The organism is Promicromonospora vindobonensis (genome assembly GCF_042685865.1).
Taxonomy (GTDB): domain Bacteria; phylum Actinomycetota; class Actinomycetes; order Actinomycetales; family Cellulomonadaceae; genus Promicromonospora; species Promicromonospora vindobonensis.
Genome location: NZ_JBHUOG010000002.1, coordinates 2,711,066 through 2,729,607, shown reverse-complemented (window position 1 = coordinate 2,729,607; position 18,542 = coordinate 2,711,066). Strand labels below are relative to the sequence as shown.

Sequence of the window (18,542 nt, the reverse complement as noted above, 5' to 3'; positions counted from 1 at the left end):
GCTCCCGTAACGGCCGAAACGAGACTATCAGGTGGGCGGCCCGGAGTACGCATCGAGAGGTGTGACCCACGCCGCCGGGTGCGTGAGGCACCACCCTACGAAACCCCATGTCATCACGGCACTCACCAGGCAACCTTCCGTCGGTCGCGTGCGTCTGTGCGCCGTGGATCGACGGAGATCCCGACTTCGCGAGAGACGGGTCACCCGAGCTGTCCCGCATCGCCTCTCTACTGTGCGGCGACGCTGTGCGGCGACGCGCCACCGGCGTCGGACAGCAGGTTCCCGGCCTGTGGAAAAGCGGGGCGGCCGACTTGGCCCGGCCGATAGAATCGGTCCGTGACACCCACTGAGCTCTCTGAAGCGCTGAGCGCTGCCCTCGCCGCGGCCGTAGCCGACGGCACACTCGCCCTGCCCGCCGATGCCGTCCCGGCGTCGGTCCACGTGGAGCGACCCCGGCAGCGAGAGCACGGAGACTGGGCCACGAACGTAGCCCTGCAGCTCGCGAAGAAGGCTGGCACCACGCCGCGTGCGCTGGCCGAGGACCTGGCCGCACGCCTCGGCGCGAACCCCGGTATCAAGTCCGTGGGCGTCGCAGGTCCCGGCTTCCTCAACATCACGCTCGACGCCGCGGCCGCAGGGGAGCTGGCCCGCACGATCGTGGAGGCGGGCGCGACGTACGGCAGGGGCGAGGCGCTGGCCGGCCAGGTGATCAACCTGGAGTACATCAGCGCCAACCCGACCGGCCCGCTGCACATCGGGCACACCCGGTGGGCGGCGCTGGGCGACTCGCTCGGGCGCATCCTGCGTGCGGCCGGCGCCGAGGTCGCCGCGGAGTACTACATCAACGACGCCGGCGCGCAGATGGACCGCTTCGGCGAGTCCGTGCTGGCGCGCGCGACGGGCGGCGAGGTGCCAGAGGGCGGGTACCGCGGCGAGTACGTCAAGGAGCTCGCGGCCAAGGTGCTCGTGGACCGCCCGGACCTGCCCGAGCTGCCGCGCGACGAGGCCATCGCGGTCGCCCGCGAGGCCGGCTACGCGCACCAGCTCGCCGAGATCCGTGAGGTGCTCGAGGGCTTCGGCGTCCACTTCGACGTCTGGTTCTCGGAGCGTGAGCTGCACAGCTCTGGCGCGGTCGACAAGGCCGTGGCCCGTCTGCGGGAGCAGGGCCACGTGTTCGAGAAGGACGGCGCGGTCTGGCTGCGCACCACGGACTTCACGGACGACAAGGACCGCGTGATGATCCGGGCGAACGGCGAGCCCACGTACTTCGCCTCGGACGCCGCGTACTACCTGTCAAAGAAGGACCGCGGGTTCCCCGGCAAGATCTACCTGCTCGGCGCCGACCATCACGGGTACGTCAACCGGCTCAAGGCCATCGCGGCCTGCGCGGGGGACAACCCCGAGTCGAACATCGAGGTGCTGATCGGCCAGCTCGTCAACGTCGGCGGTGCCAAGCTGTCCAAGCGGGCAGGCAACATCATCGAGCTGCGCGACCTGGTCGACTGGATCGGGAAGGACGCCGTCCGGTACTCGCTGGCCCGCTTCCCGGCTGACACGCCGCTGGAGCTCCAGGGCGAGGACATGATCAAGCAGTCCAACGACAACCCGGTGTTCTACGTGCAGTACGCGCACAGCCGGACGGTCCAGATCGGGGCGAAGGCAGTCGAGCGCGGTGTGCGCCGCGCGGACGGCTTCGACCCGTCGTACCTGTCGCACGCCTCGGAGACGGCGCTGATCGGGCGTCTCACCGAGTTCCCGCGGATCGTGGCGCAGGCTGCCGAGCTGCGTGAGCCGCACCGCGTGGCGCGCTACCTCGAGGCCCTCGCCGGTGACTTCCACTCCTGGTACAACGACGACGAGAAGCTGCGCGTCACCCCGTACCAGGACGAGGAGGTCACGGACGCCCACCGGGCACGCCTGTGGCTGAACGACGCCGTCCGCACGGTCCTCGCCAACGGCCTGGACCTGCTGGGCGTGAGCGCCCCGGAGCGGATGTGACGGGCGCGCCCTGGTCGACCGGCGTCGGGCGCCTGCCGGACGGTGCGCTGGCGGTCGCGGGTGTCGACGTCCGTGACCTGGCCGCTGAGCACGGCACGCCCGCGTACGTGCTCGACGAGGGCGACTTCCGCCGGCGGGCCCACGCGTACCGGACCGCGTTCGAGGCGGCGTTCGGCGCCGTCGGGGCCGGCGTGGACGTGTACTACGCCGGGAAGGCGCTGCTCACGGTGGCCGTCGCACGCTGGGCGCGTGAGGAAGGCCTGCGGGTCGACACGGCATCCGGCGGCGAGCTCGCCGTCGCGCTGCGCGCGGAGGTGCCGGGCGCCGAGATCGGCCTGCACGGCAACAACAAGTCCGACGCCGAGATCCGCCGTGCCCTGGACGCCGGCGTTGGCCGCATCATCGTGGACTCGCTGGTCGAGATCGAGCGGGTCGCGCACCTCGCGGCAGAGCGCGGGGCCGTGGCGCCGGTGATGGTCCGCGTGACCACCGGCGTGCACGCGGGTGGTCACGAGTACATCGCGACCGCTCACGAGGACCAGAAGTTCGGTCTCTCGGTGAACCCGGCAGGGCGCTCCGAGAGCCCCGCGATGACCGCGCTGCTCGACGTGCTGAAGCGTCCGGAGCTGAGGCTGCTCGGCATCCACTCGCACATCGGCTCGCAGATCATCGACCCGGACGGGTTCGAGGCCGCAGCGGGCGTGGTGCTGCGCCTGCGCGCCGACCTGGCCGAGCGCTCCGGCGTTCTGGTCGACGAGGTCGACCTCGGCGGTGGTTACGGCATCGCCTATCTGCCTGGCGACGTCGCGCTCGACCCGGAACGGGTGGCGAAGGACATCGCCCAGTCCGTCGCGGCCGTCTGTCAGGAGCTGGGTACGAGCCTGCCGCGGTTCTCGATCGAGCCCGGCCGGGCGATCGTCGGGCCTGCAGGTCTCACGCTCTACACCGTCGGCACCGTCAAGCCGGTCACGGTCGCGGGCGACGACGGCGCGGAGCTGACGCGCACCTACGTGTCCGTCGACGGCGGCATGAGCGACAACATCCGCCCGGCGCTCTACGGGGCCGCGTATCACGCGGAGGTCGTGGGCCGGACGTCCGCGGCTGAGCGGGTGCTGGCGCGTGTGGTGGGCAAGCACTGCGAGTCCGGGGACATCGTGGTGCACGAGGTCCAGCTCCCCGCCGACGTGCGGGCGGGCGACCTGCTCGCGGTCGCGGCGACCGGCGCCTACGGGCGCTCCATGGCGTCGAACTACAACATGCTGCCGCGACCGCCCGTCGTCGCGGTGGCCGACGGCTCCTCGCGCGTGCTGGTGCGTCGCGAGACCGAGGCGGACCTGCTGGGCCTCGACCTGGGCTGACTCCCCTCGACTCCGGGCAGCGGCTCGGAGTCGAGGGTGCAGGTCAGCGCTGCTGTCCGCTTCCCGGGCCGAGCAGGCCACCCACGACGCCGTCGACGACGCCCCCGACCACACCGACGGTGCCCCCGACCACGTCCTCGACGAGACCGGTGTCGGCCGGCGCGTCCGGCTCCTCCGAGGCGGGCGGCTCGGAGGGTGCCGGCTCTTCCGGCGTCGGCTGGGTGGGCGTCGTCGGTGCCTGGTCCGACGGCTTCGGCGGCGAATCGTCTCCGGGCCGGTCCGCCGCTCCGCCGGCGTTGCTCGCGCCGCGATCCGCCGCATCGCTGGTGCCGGCCGGTCCGCGGTTGTCCGCCGGGCGAGCGTCCGCCCGGCCTGTGTCCGCCGGCCCGCGCGCGGACGCAGGCAGGACCGGGGAGCTCCCGGCTGGGTCGGTCGATGGCGCGGGCGCCCACGCGCCGACATCGGCCGGGTCGATGGCGCGGTTCGGGATGGAGCCGGCCGCGAAGAACTCGAAGTGCCAGGGCTCCGGCTTGGCGCCGCCGAGCTGAGCCCAGGACGGGTTGTCCCAGCCGTAGTCGGGCGCGTGGAGCCGGAGCCAGACGTACTCGGGTGAGCTGCCGCCCGCGATCGGGTCGCCCAGGTCGATCGCGAGGCCCCAGCCGTGGTTCGAGGTCCCCGGGATCGCCGCGAGGTGCGGCTTGGTGCCCTTGACCGCTACCTGCATGGCAAACGGGCGGTACGAGTCCGTGAGCGGGATCGGGTAGCCGAACTCCTTCTCGAACTCGTCACTGAGCGCCGCCAGCCGCTCGGCGGCGTCGCAGCGCAGCATGTGCCCCGGTGCGAACTCGAGCGGGCACAGCACGTCGGCGGGGATGCGGCCGTTCGCATACCCAGCGGTGGACTCGCCGTAGGCCGCTACGGTCTCCAGCAGGCTGCGGCGCAGCGACGACTCGGCGCGCGGAAGCGTCTCGACCAGCGCGCTGGGCGACGAGGGATCGAGCATGTTCGCGAGCCGCATCGCCGCGACCGCTACCTCGTCGAAGGTGACATACCCGGGAGCCTGCTGCGTGGCACGAGGATGGGCGTCGTGGTGCGGCTCCTGGATCTTCACCGGCTCTTGGGCCACACCCTGCTTCTCGGACACGACCCGTGACACCGGCGCGGCCGACGGTACGTCGCCCGACGCCGCGGGACGCGCGCGGCCGGCCACCGGGGCCGTCTCCACCCGGAGGGGTTCGGCCGCCGCCGCGAGGGCCAGCTGCTGGGCCTCGTACGTCGTGTAGAGCATGCCGAGCTCGGCAGCAGCCTGCGCCACTCGTGGGCTGGGCGACGAGTGTTGCCGCAGGGTGCGCTCGGCGCGGTCCAGCACCGCGAGCACCTGGCCCACCGTGACGCCCTCCAGCGCGGTCGGGACGCCGGCCTCGTTGCCCTGGCCGCCCGGGCGGGCGGGGGACCGTCCGGCGTCCGCGACCGGGCGTGACGACGTCGTGCCGGAGGCCGTGGTCTCTGGTGCCGCGGTGCCCGACGTCGCAGCGCTTGCCGACGCGCTGACCAGGACCCCGCCGGTCACGGCCAGAGCGACCACCCCGGTCCAGGCATGGCGCACCCGTTGGCTCTCCGCCGCTCGGCGGAGGCGTGCTCCGTGCTCACGGACGAACGCAGCGCCTGGCTTGTGCTCGCTCTGCTTTTCCATGACTGGTCAAACGCCCCCTCAGGCCTGGCAGGTCCACGGCAGCAGTGCCTGGGTTCCCGGTCGATACGTGTATCGATGCAGGTTGGGGCCCCGACGCCGTCGTTGAGAACGCCTAGGGTAGCGCTACTGACGTGACATGCAACAACCGGGGTCTGCTACCGCACGTCGACGTAGATCGGGTTCGTGTAGAGCCAGGTGTCGGCCCACGGGTCGCCGTCGTTGTCGGCATGCTGCAGCGGGCCCGCTGGGTCGATCGACGCTCCCAGATACCCGGCGCCGTGGCGGTTGCCGTCGCTGCCACGCAGGCGGATGTAGCAGGACTCGGTGATGCGGCCGAGCGGGATGCGCACGGTGTAGGTGCCGGACCGGTTGCTGGTGTCGACCTGCTCGACCACACGCGTCTCGGGCGCCCGCCAGCCGTCTCGGTCGGTGGCGGGGCCGGTGACGGTGCCCCGGATCACGTCGAGGTGGGCGAGCCGGGGGAGGATCCCGTGCGGGTTGGGTCGGTGGGCGCTGCGTACCTTGACCACCAGCTCGACCGAGGTGCCGCGCTCCACGGCGAGCCGGCCGCCGAGCGTGGTGCCGTTGCCGCGACCACCACGGGCGCCGATGAGGCGGACGTCGAGACCGTCGACGAGGTGTCCGTGGTCCACCCAGACCCGGCCGCGCCGCAGGCCCTCCATGACGTCGAGGTAGCCGTGTCGCGTCACACCGACGTGGGTGCGGCTGAACTCGCCCGGCCAGAAGTCGCTCCCCGGCTGAGGTGTACCGGTGTCGACCGGGGACGGCTTCCAGCCCAGGGAGTCGAAGTTCTGCCCGGGCGGCATGTCGCCGTCGCGCCAGGTGTCCCAGATCGTGCGGTGGTTGTCGGAGTTGGAGGTGATCGAGAACAGGGTGCCCTCGGCCAGCATCGCGTCCCACAGGCCCCCGACGGTGGCAGTCATCCAGTCGAAGCCGCCGAAGGTGCGATACGACTCGATCGGGTAGCCGGAGAAGGAGTCCGGGCGCGGTGCGTTGTTGTACTCGCCTCGCTGGGCCCGCGTGCTGCCGCGGTAGGCCACCCAGGCCGGATCGGCGTCGCCCTGGGCGCCCGGCGCGCCCTCCATGCCGATGAGAACGCCGCGCGCGGCGTCGCGCCACGCCCGGATCTCGTGCGGGGAGTCGATGCCGAGCCGGGACGGGTGGTTGGCCAGCGCCAGGACGTCATCGACGTAGCCGTTCGCCTTCTGGGCGGCGAGCCACCGCAGGGCCTGCACAGCGCGCTGCTCGTTCTCGGGAAGGTCGGCGTCCCAGCCGTTGAGCTTGGCGTCCCACCGGCGCTCGAACTCGCGCAGCAGCTCGACCTCGTACGGACCGGGCGCGGCGAACACGGTGCCGTGCTCGGCGGCGGGGATGTACCACTCCAGGCCCTGGAAGATGAGCTGGCGCGGGTTGCGCGCCCGCGCGGCCATGATCTCCGCGTGCTCGGCGGCGGCGCCCTTGTCGCGGTGTCCGTGGTTGCTGTGCTCGGTGAACACCATCCAGTCCAGGCCGAGCTCTGCGCCCTTCTTTGCAAGCTGGTCGAAGTCGTACTTGGCGTCGTGGCTGTAGCGCGTGTGCACGTGGTGGTCGCCGACGAGCCACGCGAGCTGCGGGTCGCCCGGGCGGCCCGAGGCAGCGGCGGTGCCGGCGTGCGCGCCGGTGGTGAGGGCCAGTCCACCGGCCATGCCGAGCCGCAGGAACGTGCGGCGGGAGGCGCCTTGCGGGTCCAGCGACGAGGCGGGGACCGACGGGTCGGCCCAGGCGGGCAGATCAGTGGCGCGGAACGGGGTGGGCATGGTTCCTCCTGCGGCAGAGCGTGGTGACGCCACAGGTTGGCTCGGTCCGGAGGCACGCGCGTGAACCTCGGGTGTCGTGTGCCTGTCGGCTGGCCGTCGATCTTCGGCTCTGTTCTGCCCCGGACGGCCCATCGGCGAACCGGGGCTATGAGCCTCTTGGCCGGTCCGCGGTCACGGACACCGAGCCCGGGACCGGTAGACGCACCGTCACCACCACGACACCGACCGGCCACCCTGTCGTGCCGGGTACGGCAACCTGTACGCCACCACCTACGACCGGTAGCCCGCACAGCCTGAGACACCAGGCCCACACCCGACGCCGCACCGGTCACACCCCAGGGATGGCGGGGCTGAGAGAGACCGGCGACCGGCGCGGCGTCGGGCAGCTTGTGCGGGACGAACCTCAGACCTGGTCGGCCGGAGAGCCCACCAGATGCCCCTGGTAGGCAGGGTTGGTCAGGAACGGCGGGAAGGCGTCACGGAGGGCGACCTCGCGGAAGATCTCTGCTGCATCCTCGATGCGGTTGCCGTGATCGGGTGACAGCGAGGCGACGACGTCGAGCAGGATGGCCTCGACCCGCTCGCGCGTCACCGGTAGCTGGTCGTCGTCGGTCACGGTGCCCGAGGCGATCCACTGCCACACCTGTGACCGCGAGATCTCGGCGGTGGCGGCGTCCTCCATGAGGTTGTCGAGCGCCGCGGCACCTGTACCGCGCAGCCAGGCGTCGAGGTAGCGGACGGCCACCGAGACGTTCGACCGCAGGCCGGCGGAGGTCACCGTGGCCCCGCCCCGGCGGGCCGACGCGATGTCGAGCAGCTCGTGCTGGCCCACCACCACGTCGTCGCGCAGGCGCGTGACCTGGTTCGGCGCGTCCCCGAGCACCGCATCAAACTCGGCCTCGGCCACGGGGATCAGGTCGGGGTGCGCCACCCAGGTGCCGTCGAAGCCGTCGCCGGCCTCGCGCTTCTTGTCCGCGGCGACCCGCTGGAACGCCTCCCGGGTGACCTCAGGGTTGCGCCGGTCCGGGATGAACGCGCTCATGCCGCCGATGGCGTGTGCCCCCCGCTTGTGGCAGGTGGCGACGAGCAGCTCGGTGTACGCGCGCATGAACGGGGCGGTCATGGTGACCTGTGCGCGGTCGGGCAGCACGTAGGAGTCACCGCGAGTGCGGAAGCACTTGATCACCGAGAACAGGTAGTCCCAGCGGCCGGCGTTCAGCCCCGCGCAGTGGTCGCGCAGCTCGTAGAGGATCTCCTCCATCTCGAACGCCGCGGGCAGCGTCTCGATGAGCACGGTGGCCCGGATGGTCCCGCGCGGGATGCCGAGCGCGTCCTGTGCGATCTCGAACACCTCGTTCCAGAGCCGCGCCTCCTTGTAGCCCTCGAGCTTCGGCAGGTAGAAGTACGGGCCGCGGCCACGTGCGATCAGCTCGGCGGCGTTGTGGAAGAAGTAGAGCCCGAAGTCCACGAGGCTGCCGAGGGCGCTGCTTGTGATGCCGTTCGCGTCCGTGTAGCGCAGGTGGGCCTCGTCGAGGTGCCAGCCGCGGGGCCGGAACACGATGGTCGGCAGGTCCGCGATGTCCGACGACCGCAGCGAGTACTCCTTGCCCGCCTCGTTCGTGAAGCTGAGCGTGCCGCGGATCGCGTCGCGCAGGGCGAGCTGCCCCTCCACCACGTTGGGCCACGTGGGGCTGGACGCGTCCTCGGCGTCGGCCAGCCAGCACCGGGCACCGGAGTTGAGCGCGTTGATCGTCATCTTCGGGTCGGTGGGGCCCGTGATCTCGACGCGGCGGTCCTCCAGGCCGGGTGCCCGGCGGGAGCCGGCGACCCGCCAGTGCGGGTCGTCGCGCACCGGCCGGGTGGAGGCCCGGAAGTCGGGGTCGCTACCGTCGGCGATGTCCTGGCGGCGCAGCTGGCGCTGGGCGATCAGCTCGTCGCGGGCGGAGTCGAACCGGTCGTGGAGCAGAGCCAGGAACTGGAGCGCGTCGGTGGTCAGGATCTCGCCGTAGCGTGGTCCGACGGACCCGGTCACAGTGATCACGCCCCGGCGGGCGCCGGTCCGCGAGGCGCCCACCCCGCCGTTCGGCAGCGAGCTCGGTGCCGAGCTCCTGGGCGTCGAGGGGGAACCGTTGCGCGCGGCCGGCGGGGTGCCGAGGCCGGCGAGGCCGGCGTCGGGGGCGTAGGGGTTGGCGCCCTGCGGGCGGGTGTCGATGGTCGCGGTCATCAGAACTGCGCCGCCTCGGTAGAACCGGCCAGGGCGGTGGTGGCGGAGTCGGGGTTGAGCGCCGTCGCCACGCGGTCGAAGTAGCCGGTGCCGACCTCGCGCTGGTGCTTCGTGGCGGTGTAGCCGCGCTCCTCGGCGGCGAACTCCGCCTCCTGCAGCCGCACGTACGCCGACATCTGCTCGCGGGCGTAGCCGTGGGCGAGATCGAACATCGAGTAGTTCAGGGCGTGGAAGCCGGCCAGGGTGATGAACTGGAACTTGAAGCCCATCGCGCCCAGCTCGCGCTGGAACTTCGCGATCGTGTCGTCGTCCAGGTGCTTCTTCCAGTTGAACGACGGCGAGCAGTTGTAGCTCAGCATCTGGTCGGGGAAGTCGGCCTTGACGGCCTCGGCGAACTTGCGCGCGAGCTCGAGGTCGGGCGTGCCGGTCTCCATCCAGATGAGGTCGGAGTAGGGCGCGTACGCCTTGGCACGGGCGATGCACGGCTCGATGCCGTTCGTCACCTTGTAGAAGCCCTCGGCGGTGCGCTCACCGGTGATGAACGGGAGGTCTCGCTCGTCCACGTCGGACGTGATCAGCGTCGCGGCCTCGGCGTCGGTCCGGGCGATCACGATGGATGGAACGGAGGCGACGTCGGCGGCCAGCCGGGCCGCGTTCAGCGTCCGCACGTGCTGCTGCGTCGGGATGAGCACCTTGCCGCCCAGGTGGCCGCACTTCTTCTCCGAGGCGAGCTGGTCCTCCCAGTGCACACCCGCCGCACCCGACTGGATCATCGACTTCATCAGCTCGTACGCGTTGAGCGGGCCGCCGAAGCCGGCCTCGGCGTCGGCCACGATCGGGGCGAGCCAGTCGCGGGTGGGTGTGCCGTTCTCCGAGACGTCGATCTGGTCGGCGCGCAGGAGCGCGTTGTTGATGCGGCGGACCACGGCCGGCACCGAGTTGGCGGGGTAGAGCGACTGGTCGGGGTAGGTCTGGCCCGAGAGGTTCGCGTCACCGGCGACCTGCCAGCCGGAGAGGTAGACGGCCTGCAGTCCCGCCTTGACCTGCTGCACCGCCTGGTTGCCCGTCAGCGCTCCGAGGGCGTTGATGTAGTCCTCCTCGTGCAGCTGGCGCCACAGGCGCTCGGCGCCGCGGCGGGCGAGCGTGTTCTCCTCGCCGACCGAACCGCGCAGCGCGACGACGTCCTCGGGGGTGTAGGTGCGCTCGATGCCGGCCCAGCGCGGGTCGGAGTCCCAGGACTGCTGCAGCTCCGCGGCCGTCTGCACCTGGTCGCCGGTGCGCACGGGCTTCGACGCGGTCGTCGCGGACGCGGTCGCCTCGGACGTGGAATCGATGGTGGGTGCGCTCATGGCGGGTCTCCTTCTCGGTGGAACGTCGTCACCGCGCCTGCCGGGTGACGTGTTACGACCTTCTGCCCTGCGCAACCCCCTTCTCAAGCAAATCTGAGTAGAAGAAAGTGAGTTCTTCTGTTGAACGGAAGCCTTCTCGTATGTCACCCTCGGGCATGGCAGGAACCACCGGCAATGGCAGAACCGCGCGAAACGCAACTTCTTCGCGTCCTACGCAGAACGGCGCAGGGCAGGCAACTGGCCGGCCTCGCGGGCGGGTACCGGGTCAGGCGCTCGGCCAGGTTCCTGGCCAGGCGCCGGCCGCGGGTCAGGCGGACGCCGAGCCGGACGCCCTCACGATCGGCCGCCGCATCCGGCACCTGCGGACCAGCAAGGGGATGACGCTCGACGACCTCGCCTCGGCGATCGACCGGGCGCCGTCTCAGGTCAGCACGCTGGAGAACGGCAAGCGGGAGCCCAAGTTCTCGCAGCTGCAGGCCATCGCCCGCGCTCTCGGCACCGGCGTGGACGACCTGCTGTCGGCGGAGGCGCCGTCGGAGCGAGACGCGCTGGAGATCGAGCTCGAGCGCGTACAGCGGGGCCCGCTGTTCGCGTCGCTCGGGATCGAGGGCGTGCGCATCGGCAAGTCGCTGCCGCACGACGCGCTCTCGACCATCCTGGCGCTGCACCGCGAGCTGGAGCGGCTGCACACCGAGCGTGCGGCCACGCCGGAGGAAGCCCGCAGGGCCAACGGTGAGCTCCGCGGCGACATGCGCGCCAAGGACAACTACCTGCCCGAGCTCGAGCAGGTCGCCAAGGGCCTGCTCGCGGACGTCGGGCACACGTCCGGACCGTTGCCCCAGCGCATGGCGGCAGAGATCGCCGCGCACCTCGGTTTCACGCTGCACTACGTGAGCGACCTGCCGCACTCGACACGGTCCGTCATCGACACCCGGAACCGGCGGCTCTACCTGCCGTCCAAGGGATTCCGCGGCCGCTCCAACACGCGGTCGGCGCTGCTGCAGGCTCTCGCCTCGCACGTGCTCGACCACACCGAGCCCGGCGACTACGGCGAGTTCCTCCGCCAGCGCGTCGAGGCGAACTACCTCGCGGCGGCGCTCATGGTCCCGGAGAAGCCGGGCGTGAAGTTCCTCCGCGACGCCAAGGACGAGCGGTCCATCGCCATCGAGGACCTGCGCGACGCGTTCGGGGTGTCGTTCGAGACCGCTGCGCACCGGTTCACCAACCTCGCGACGCGGCACCTCGGCATCCCGGTGCACTTCATGAAGGTCCACGAGTCGGGGATCCTGCACAAGGCGTACGAGAACGACGGCGTGCGGTTCCCGTCGGACGCCCTCGGGGCCGTCGAGGGCCAGCACGTGTGCAAGCAGTGGACCGCGCGCCGGGTGTTCGACGTCGAGGACCGGTTCAACCCGTACGCGCAGTACACCGACACGCCGTCGGGCACCTACTGGTGCACCTCACGGGTGGAGAACACGTCGGACGGCGCGTTCTCCGTGTCCGTCGGCGTGCCGTTCGCGGACGTCAAGTGGTTCGAGGGGCGCGAGACGACCGAGCGAAACACCTCGCTGTGCCCCGACGAGTCGTGCTGCCGGCGTCCGCCGGAAGAGCTGTCCGCGAAGTGGGGCGACTTCGCGTGGCCCTCTGCGCGTCCCCACGCCTCGATGCTGGCCGCGATGCCCTCGGGCGCGTACCCGGGCGTGGAGACCACGGAGGTCTACCGGTTCCTGGAGCGGCACGCCCCCGAGGTCTGAGCGCCGGGTGGTCGCCGAGTGCGGTGACCGTCAGGCCTGCGGTCCGCCCGGGCCGGCGTCGGACGGTCCGCGGAGGCCCAGCATGCGGTCCCGCTGGCGCACCATCTCCTCCAGCAGCGCCTGCATGACGGCGGCCACCGCCGGCCGGCGCCAGGACTCGCTGCGGATCACCGCCCAGTAGGGCAGCCGCTCGGTCACCTCGTCGGGCAGCAGCCGCACCAGGTCGTCATGCCGGTCGGCCATGAAGCAGGGCAGGAACCCGAGCCCCGCCCCGGCACGGGTCGCCTCCACGTGCACGAACACGTTGGTGGAGGCCAGCGCGTCCTGCATGCCTGGCACGAGCCGCCGCGGCGCATCGAGGTCGTTGACCTGCAGCATCGAGTCGACGAAGTAGACCAGCCCGTGCCGGGACATCTCGGCGACCGTCGTCGGTGTGCCGTGCCGCGCCAGGTAGTCCCTGGCGCCGTACATGCCGAGCACGTACTCGCCCAGGCGCAGGGCCTTCGCGCGCTGCACGCTCGGTTCCCCGACGACGACGTCGATGTCGACCCCCGAGCGGTGGTGCGTCGCCACCCGGGTGACCGTGACGAGCTCGACCGCCAGCTCCGGGTGCGCACCCCGGAGCCGGGCGATCGCGGGGGAGGCGACGTACGCGCTGAACCCGTCGGTCGCCGTCATCCGCACGACACCGGTGATCGGGTCGGCCTCGGTGTCGCCCGCCACCAGCCGGTCCACCGCGTCCGACACGGCCTCGCCCGCCCGTGCCGCGCGGCGGCCGAGCGACGTGAGCTCCCAGCCGTCCGCGCCACGCACCAGGAGGCGACCGCCGAGGGCGCGCTCCAGCGCGGTGATGTTGCGGGCGACGGTGGTGTGGTTGACGCCGAGCGCCTGCGCCGCCGTCGTGTACCGGCCGGTGCGGGCGACCTCCAGCAGCACCAGGAGCTGGTCTGCGACCTGGCCGGCCGGCGGGTCGTTGCGGGCTGGCATGCGGTGACGCTACCAAGCCGCCGGCCAACGGGTGTGCATTCGTGCACACGGCGTCTGCCCACTTCGTCATTGCCCCGCACAGCGCCTTGCGGGAACACTCTGGCACGTCACAGTGGCGGGTCGTGCGGATCGCACCGGCCGGCCACTCCCCGTGTCAGAGTCGACACCAAGGAGCAGCATGTCTGCACAGCAGAGCACCGAAGCACCGGACGACCGGTCGCTGATCAGGCGCATCGTCGCCGCCTCGATGGCAGGCACCGTCGTCGAGTGGTACGACTTCTTTCTCTACGCGACCGCCGCAGCGCTCGTGTTCAACAAGGTCCTCATGCCAGAGACCGGCAACGAGTACGACGCGATCATCGCGGCATTCGTCACCTATGCCGTCGGCTTCCTCGCACGGCCCCTCGGCGGCGTGATCTTCGGCCACCTCGGCGACAAGCTCGGGCGCAAGAGCACGCTGCAGTTCACGATCGTGCTGATCGGCGTAGCGACCGTCCTCATGGGCTGCCTCCCCACGTTCGGGCAGGTCGGGTACCTCGCGCCGGCCCTCCTGGTGGTGCTGCGCTTCGTCCAGGGCGTCGCGCTCGGCGGCGAGTGGGGCGGCGCCGTCCTGCTCGTGGCGGAGCACAGCAAGGACGACGAGCGGGCCCGCTGGACAGCCTGGCCCCAAGCCGGGGTCCCGGCAGGCAACCTGCTCGCGACCGTCGTGCTCTACACGATGTCCGGCGTCCTGAGCGAGGCCGAGTTCCTCGCCTGGGGCTGGCGCGTCGCCTTCTGGCTGTCGGCCGTCGTGATCGTCGTGGGCTACTACGTCCGCACCCGGGTCTCCGACGCCCCGATCTACGAGGAGACCAAGGCCGAGATCGACCAGGGCGCCAAGAGCTACGGCGTGCTCGAGGTGATCAAGCGGTACCCGCGCGGCGTGCTGACCGGTATGGGCCTGCGGTTCGCGGAGAACATCCTGTACTACCTCGTGGTGAGCTTCTCGATCGTCTACCTCGGCACGGCCCTCGGCATGGACACCACCCGGATCCTCGGGGTCGTCGCAGCCGCCCACGCGTTCCACTTCGTGGTGATCCTCGTCGTCGGACGCCTCGCCGACAGCATCGGCCGCAGACCCCTGTACGTGGCCGGCGCGATCCTCGGCGCCACCTGGTGCTGGTTCGCGTTCCCCGCGATGGACACCCGGAACACGGGCGTGATTCTCGTTGTCCTCATGGCCGGCCTGCTGTTCCACGCCATGATGTACGCGGTGCAGCCGGCGATCATGGCCGAGATGTTCCCGACCCGGATGCGGTACTCCGGCGTCTCGATCAGCTACCAGGTCACCTCCATCGTGGCGGGCTCCCTCGCCCCGATCCTGGCCACCACCTGGCTCAAGAACACCGGGTCCTGGTGGCCCACCGCCGTCTACATGGCAGTGGCCGCCGCCATCACCCTGGTCGCGGCGCTCGCACTGCGCGAGACCAGGGGGGCCTCGCTGCACGACCTGGACGCAGCCGACCAGGCACGCGAGCGGGCGCTCGCGGCCCAGGACGACTGAGCCGACGACGACCGGCCGTGGCACGAACGGCCACAGGACCAGGTGCTACGAGTTGCCACAGGACGACCGAGGAGAAGGATCGACGATGAACCCGACCCCTGAGGGTGGCCGGCTCGAGGGCCGGCGGGCACTCGTGACCGGCGGCGCGAGCGGCATCGGCGCCGCGTGCGCGCGGGAGCTCGCGGCGCACGGCGCGCACGTGACCGTGGCCGACCTGGACGGTGACGGGGCCAAGGCCGTCGCCGACGAGGTGGGGGGTACGGCCTGGGTGGTCGACCTGTCGGACACCCGAGCGCTCGACTCGTTCGAGCTGGACACCGACGTACTGGTGAACAACGCGGGCATCCAGCGCGTCAGCGCCGTCCAGGACCTCGACCCCGAGGACTTCCGCCTGGTCCACCGGATCATGCTGGAGGCCCCGTTCCTGCTGGTCCGTGCGGCGCTGCCCGGCATGTACGAGCGGGGCTGGGGCCGGATCGTCAACATCTCCTCCGTGCATGGCCTGGTCGCGTCGCCGTTCAAGTCAGCGTACGTGTCGGCAAAGCACGGCCTGGAAGGGCTGTCGAAGGTGACGGCTCTCGAGGGCGGCGAGCACGGCGTCACGAGCGTCTGCGTCAACCCGGGCTACGTGCGCACCCCCTTGGTGGAGAGGCAGATCGCCGAGCAGGCGAGGGTGCACGGCATCCCGGCGTCAGAGGTGATGGCTAAGGTCATGCTCGCGGAGTCCGCAGTGAAGCGGCTCGTGGAACCCCACGAGGTCGCCTCGCTGGTCGGGTGGCTCACCGGGCCGGACGGGGCAATGGTGTCCGGCGGCTCGTGGACGATGGACGGCGGATGGAGCGCGCGATGACGAAGGGTGCAGCGGAGGGTGCGGGCCGAGGAACGAGGCACGCGCCCGGAACGGAACACGAGGAATCGCGCCAGGAGGTACTGCGATGACCGAGACGACCAAGGCCAGGAACCCCTTTGCGGCCGCCATGCGCCCGGTGAACGCCGTGGTGGAGCGGTTCATCCCGAGCGCGCTGGTGTTCGCCGTGCTGCTGACGTTCGTCGTGGCGGCGCTCGCGCTCCTGCTGACCGACGCAGGGCCGAGGGCGGTGCTCACCGGCTGGGGCGACGGGCTGTCCGGGCTGCTCGCCTTCATGACCCAGATGGCGCTCGTCCTGCTGCTGGGGCACATGCTCGCCAACACGCGGCTGGTCCGCCGGGGCCTCGCCCTGGTTGCCGCGCTGCCCCGGAGCCCGGTGCAGGCGTACGTGTTCGTCGCGGTCCTCGCCTCGGCGCTGTCGCTGGTGCAGTGGGGGCTCGGTCTGGTGGCGGGCGGTCTGCTCGCCCGGGAGGTGGCGGCCCAGATGCGCGCCAAGGGCGTGCGCGTGCACTTCCCGCTGCTCGTCGCCGCGGGCTTCTCCGGCTTCGTCGTCTGGCACATGGGGTACACCGGTTCTGGACCGCTGACGGCGGCCACCGCCGACTCGTTCGTCGCGGCGCAGCTGGGCGAGACCATCCCGGTCTCCGAGACCACGTTCGCGCCGTGGAACATGATCGCGGCAGTGGTCACCGTGGTCGTCGTCGCAGGGGCCCTGGCCCTGGTCGCCCCGCGGGGCACGGATCGCGTGGTCGAGCTCGAGGTCGACGCGCGCGCGGCCCAGGTCGAGATCGAGCGACCGGTGACCCCGGCCGACCGCCTCGACGCGAGCCGGGTCCTGACCACCCTGACGGGGCTGGGCCTCGTCGCCTACCTGGTGGTCTACTTCGCCGACGGCGGCACGCCGACCCTCGACATCGTGAACTGGACGTTTCTCGCGCTCGTGCTCCTGCTGGTGCGCAGCCCGTTCGAGGTCGCGGCGCTCGTCAAGAACGCTGCGACCAACGTCGGCGACATCCTGCTGCAGTTCCCCCTGTACGCGGGCATCCTCGGGATCATGACGGCGACGGGCCTCATCCAGATCTTCAGCGACGCGATCGTCAGTGTCTCGACACCGCAGACCTTCGGAGCGCTGGCATTCGTCGCGGCGGGCGTCGTGAACTTCTTCGTGCCGTCGGGCGGCGGTCAGTTCGCCGTCCAGGCGCCGATCCTGCTCGACGCCGCCACCCAGCTCGGGGTCGACCCGGCCATCGCGATCATGGCCGTGGCGTACGGCGATCAGTGGACCAACATGATCCAGCCGTTCTGGGCGCTGCCACTGCTGGCTATCGCCGGACTGAAGGTGCGGGACATCCTTGGATACACCACCGTGACACTGCTGGCCTCCGGGATCGTCTTCGCGGCGACCCTGCTGATCGTCGGGCCCGGGGCCTGACCTGATCCCGATCGGAATGGAGTCGACGATGACCGAAGCGATAAGCAGCGGGTTCGACAAGGTGGTCGCGAGCGCGGCCGAGGCGGTAGCCGACATACCCGACGGCGCCTCCCTCGCCGTCGGCGGGTTCGGGCTCTGCGGCAACCCGATAGCGCTGATCGAGGCGCTACTGGCGCAGGGCACGACCGGCCTGTCCGTCGTGAGCAACAACTGCGGCGTCGACGACTGGGGGCTCGGCGTCCTGCTGAACGCCCAGCGGATCCGCAAGATGACCAGCTCGTACGTGGGCGAGAACAAGGAGTTCGAGCGGCAGTTCCTGTCGGGCGAGCTGGAGCTGGAGCTCACGCCGCAGGGCACCCTCGCCGAGAAGCTCCGCGCCGGCGGCGCGGGCATCGCCGCCTTCTTCACCCGCACGGGCGTGGGTACCCAGGTGGCCGACGGCGGCCTCCCGCGCAGGTACGACGGCGCCGGTGGCATCGCGATCGCGTCGCCCGCCAAGGAGGTGCGTACCTTCACGACCGGAACCGGTGACCCCGCAGAGTACGTGCTGGAGGAGTCGATCAGCACCGACTTCGCGCTGGTGCACGCCCTGCGCGGCGACCGGCACGGGAACCTGGTGTTCAACAAGTCGGCCCGGAACTTCTCGCCGCTCGCGGCGATGGCGGGACGCGTGTGCATCGCCCAGGTCGAGGAGCTCGTGGAGCCGGGGGAGATCGACCCGGACACCGTGCACCTGCCAGGGGTCTACGTGCATCGCATGGTGCACGTCGGCACCGACATCGAGAAGCGGATCGAGAGGCGTACGGTCGCCGCGCCGTCGTCGACCACCACGCCGGACACGAAGGGGGCCTGAACCATGGCACTGACCCGACACGAGATGGCCGCGCGCGCCGCGCGCGAGCTGACCGACGGCATGTACGTGAACCTGGGCATCGGGCTGCCCACGCTCGTGCCGAACTACGTGCCAGAGGGCCGGCACCTGGTGCTGCAGTCGGAGAACGGGATCCTCGGCGTGGGGCCGTACCCGGCCGAGGACGCCGTGGACCCCGACCTGATCAACGCGGGAAAGGAGACGGTGACGCTGCTGCCAGGCTCGTCGATCTTCGACTCCGCGACATCGTTCGGGATGATCCGCGGCGGCAAGATCGACGCCGCCATCCTTGGCGGCATGCAGGTGTCCGCCACGGGTGACCTGGCCAACTGGATGATCCCGGGCAAGATGGTCAAGGGCATGGGCGGCGCCATGGACCTGGTGCACGGGGCAGGCCGCGTGATCATCCTGATGGAGCACGTGGCGCGCGACGGGTCGCCGAAGATCCTGCGCTCCTGCACGCTGCCGCTGACCGGCAAGGGCGTGGTGAACCGGATCATCACGGATCTGGCGGTGCTCGACGTGACGCCGTCCGGCCTGGTCCTGCGGGAGCTCGCGCCGGGAGTCACCGCAGAAGAGGTCATCGAGAAGACGGAGCCGGACCTCACCGTGGACCTCGTCGAGCCGATGAGGTGAGGGCCGCGAGGC

13 protein-coding genes are annotated in these 18,542 nt (G+C 71.2%); 8 read left to right on the top strand and 5 right to left on the bottom strand.

The window, feature by feature from the left end; genetic code table 11:
- The first annotated feature begins 336 nt into the window (after positions 1-336).
- Complete coding sequence (argS, locus tag ACFS27_RS25440) at positions 337-1,998, top strand: arginine--tRNA ligase (protein WP_377189361.1); 1,662 nt, start codon at positions 337-339, stop codon at positions 1,996-1,998.
- Complete coding sequence (lysA, locus tag ACFS27_RS25435) at positions 1,995-3,356, top strand: diaminopimelate decarboxylase (protein ID WP_377189358.1); 1,362 nt, start codon at positions 1,995-1,997, stop codon at positions 3,354-3,356. Before argS ends, lysA begins: the two co-directional genes overlap by 4 nt.
- Before the next feature lie 43 nt (positions 3,357-3,399).
- Here lysA and ACFS27_RS25430 read toward each other — a convergent pair whose 3' ends face one another.
- The 4 genes from ACFS27_RS25430 to aceA all read right to left on the bottom strand — a co-directional run bounded on the left by ACFS27_RS25430 (position 3,400) and on the right by aceA (position 10,439).
- Positions 3,400-5,049, bottom strand: coding sequence for a M15 family metallopeptidase (locus tag ACFS27_RS25430; RefSeq protein WP_377189355.1), 1,650 nt, complete (start codon positions 5,047-5,049; stop codon positions 3,400-3,402).
- 155 nt (positions 5,050-5,204) lie between these two features.
- Positions 5,205-6,866 carry a PHP domain-containing protein gene (locus ACFS27_RS25425; RefSeq protein WP_377189352.1) on the bottom strand — a complete coding sequence of 554 codons (1,662 nt, stop codon included), beginning with the start codon at positions 6,864-6,866 and terminating at the stop codon, positions 5,205-5,207.
- A 403-nt stretch (positions 6,867-7,269) separates the two neighbouring features.
- A complete protein-coding gene (gene aceB, locus ACFS27_RS25420) occupies positions 7,270-9,090 on the bottom strand; it encodes a malate synthase A (RefSeq protein WP_377189349.1) in 1,821 nt (606 codons plus the stop codon).
- Complete coding sequence (gene aceA, locus ACFS27_RS25415) at positions 9,090-10,439, bottom strand: isocitrate lyase (protein WP_377189346.1); 1,350 nt, start codon at positions 10,437-10,439, stop codon at positions 9,090-9,092. The genes aceB and aceA overlap by 1 nt, the downstream gene beginning before the upstream one ends.
- 377 nt (positions 10,440-10,816) lie before the next feature.
- On the opposite strand from aceA, the gene ACFS27_RS25410 reads away from it, so the two are divergent.
- Positions 10,817-12,193, top strand: coding sequence for a helix-turn-helix domain-containing protein (locus ACFS27_RS25410; RefSeq protein ID WP_377189343.1), 1,377 nt, complete (start codon positions 10,817-10,819; stop codon positions 12,191-12,193).
- 30 nt (positions 12,194-12,223) lie between these two features.
- On the opposite strand, the gene ACFS27_RS25405 is transcribed toward ACFS27_RS25410, so the two are convergent.
- Complete coding sequence (locus ACFS27_RS25405) at positions 12,224-13,180, bottom strand: LysR family transcriptional regulator (protein WP_377189340.1); 957 nt, start codon at positions 13,178-13,180, stop codon at positions 12,224-12,226.
- Between the two features lie 178 nt (positions 13,181-13,358).
- On the opposite strand from ACFS27_RS25405, the gene ACFS27_RS25400 reads away from it, so the two are divergent.
- The 5 genes from ACFS27_RS25400 (at position 13,359) to ACFS27_RS25380 (ending at position 18,530) form a co-directional block, all read left to right on the top strand.
- Entirely contained in the window at positions 13,359-14,723 is a 1,365-nt protein-coding gene (locus ACFS27_RS25400) for an MFS transporter (RefSeq protein ID WP_377189337.1), read from the top strand.
- Between the two features lie 85 nt (positions 14,724-14,808).
- Positions 14,809-15,573 (top strand): 3-hydroxybutyrate dehydrogenase, encoded by a 765-nt coding sequence (locus ACFS27_RS25395; protein ID WP_377189334.1) that lies wholly within the window; start codon positions 14,809-14,811, stop codon positions 15,571-15,573.
- Positions 15,574-15,658: 85 nt separating this feature from the next.
- The gene (locus ACFS27_RS25390; protein WP_377189332.1) at positions 15,659-17,023 is read left to right on the top strand and encodes a short-chain fatty acid transporter; all 1,365 of its coding nucleotides are present in this window, start codon (positions 15,659-15,661) and stop codon (positions 17,021-17,023) included.
- Between the two features lie 28 nt (positions 17,024-17,051).
- A complete protein-coding gene (locus tag ACFS27_RS25385) occupies positions 17,052-17,876 on the top strand; it encodes a CoA transferase subunit A (RefSeq protein WP_377189329.1) in 825 nt (274 codons plus the stop codon).
- Between the two features lie 3 nt (positions 17,877-17,879).
- A complete protein-coding gene (locus ACFS27_RS25380; RefSeq protein WP_377189326.1) occupies positions 17,880-18,530 on the top strand; it encodes a CoA transferase subunit B in 651 nt (216 codons plus the stop codon).
- The last annotated feature ends 12 nt before the right edge of the window (positions 18,531-18,542 follow it).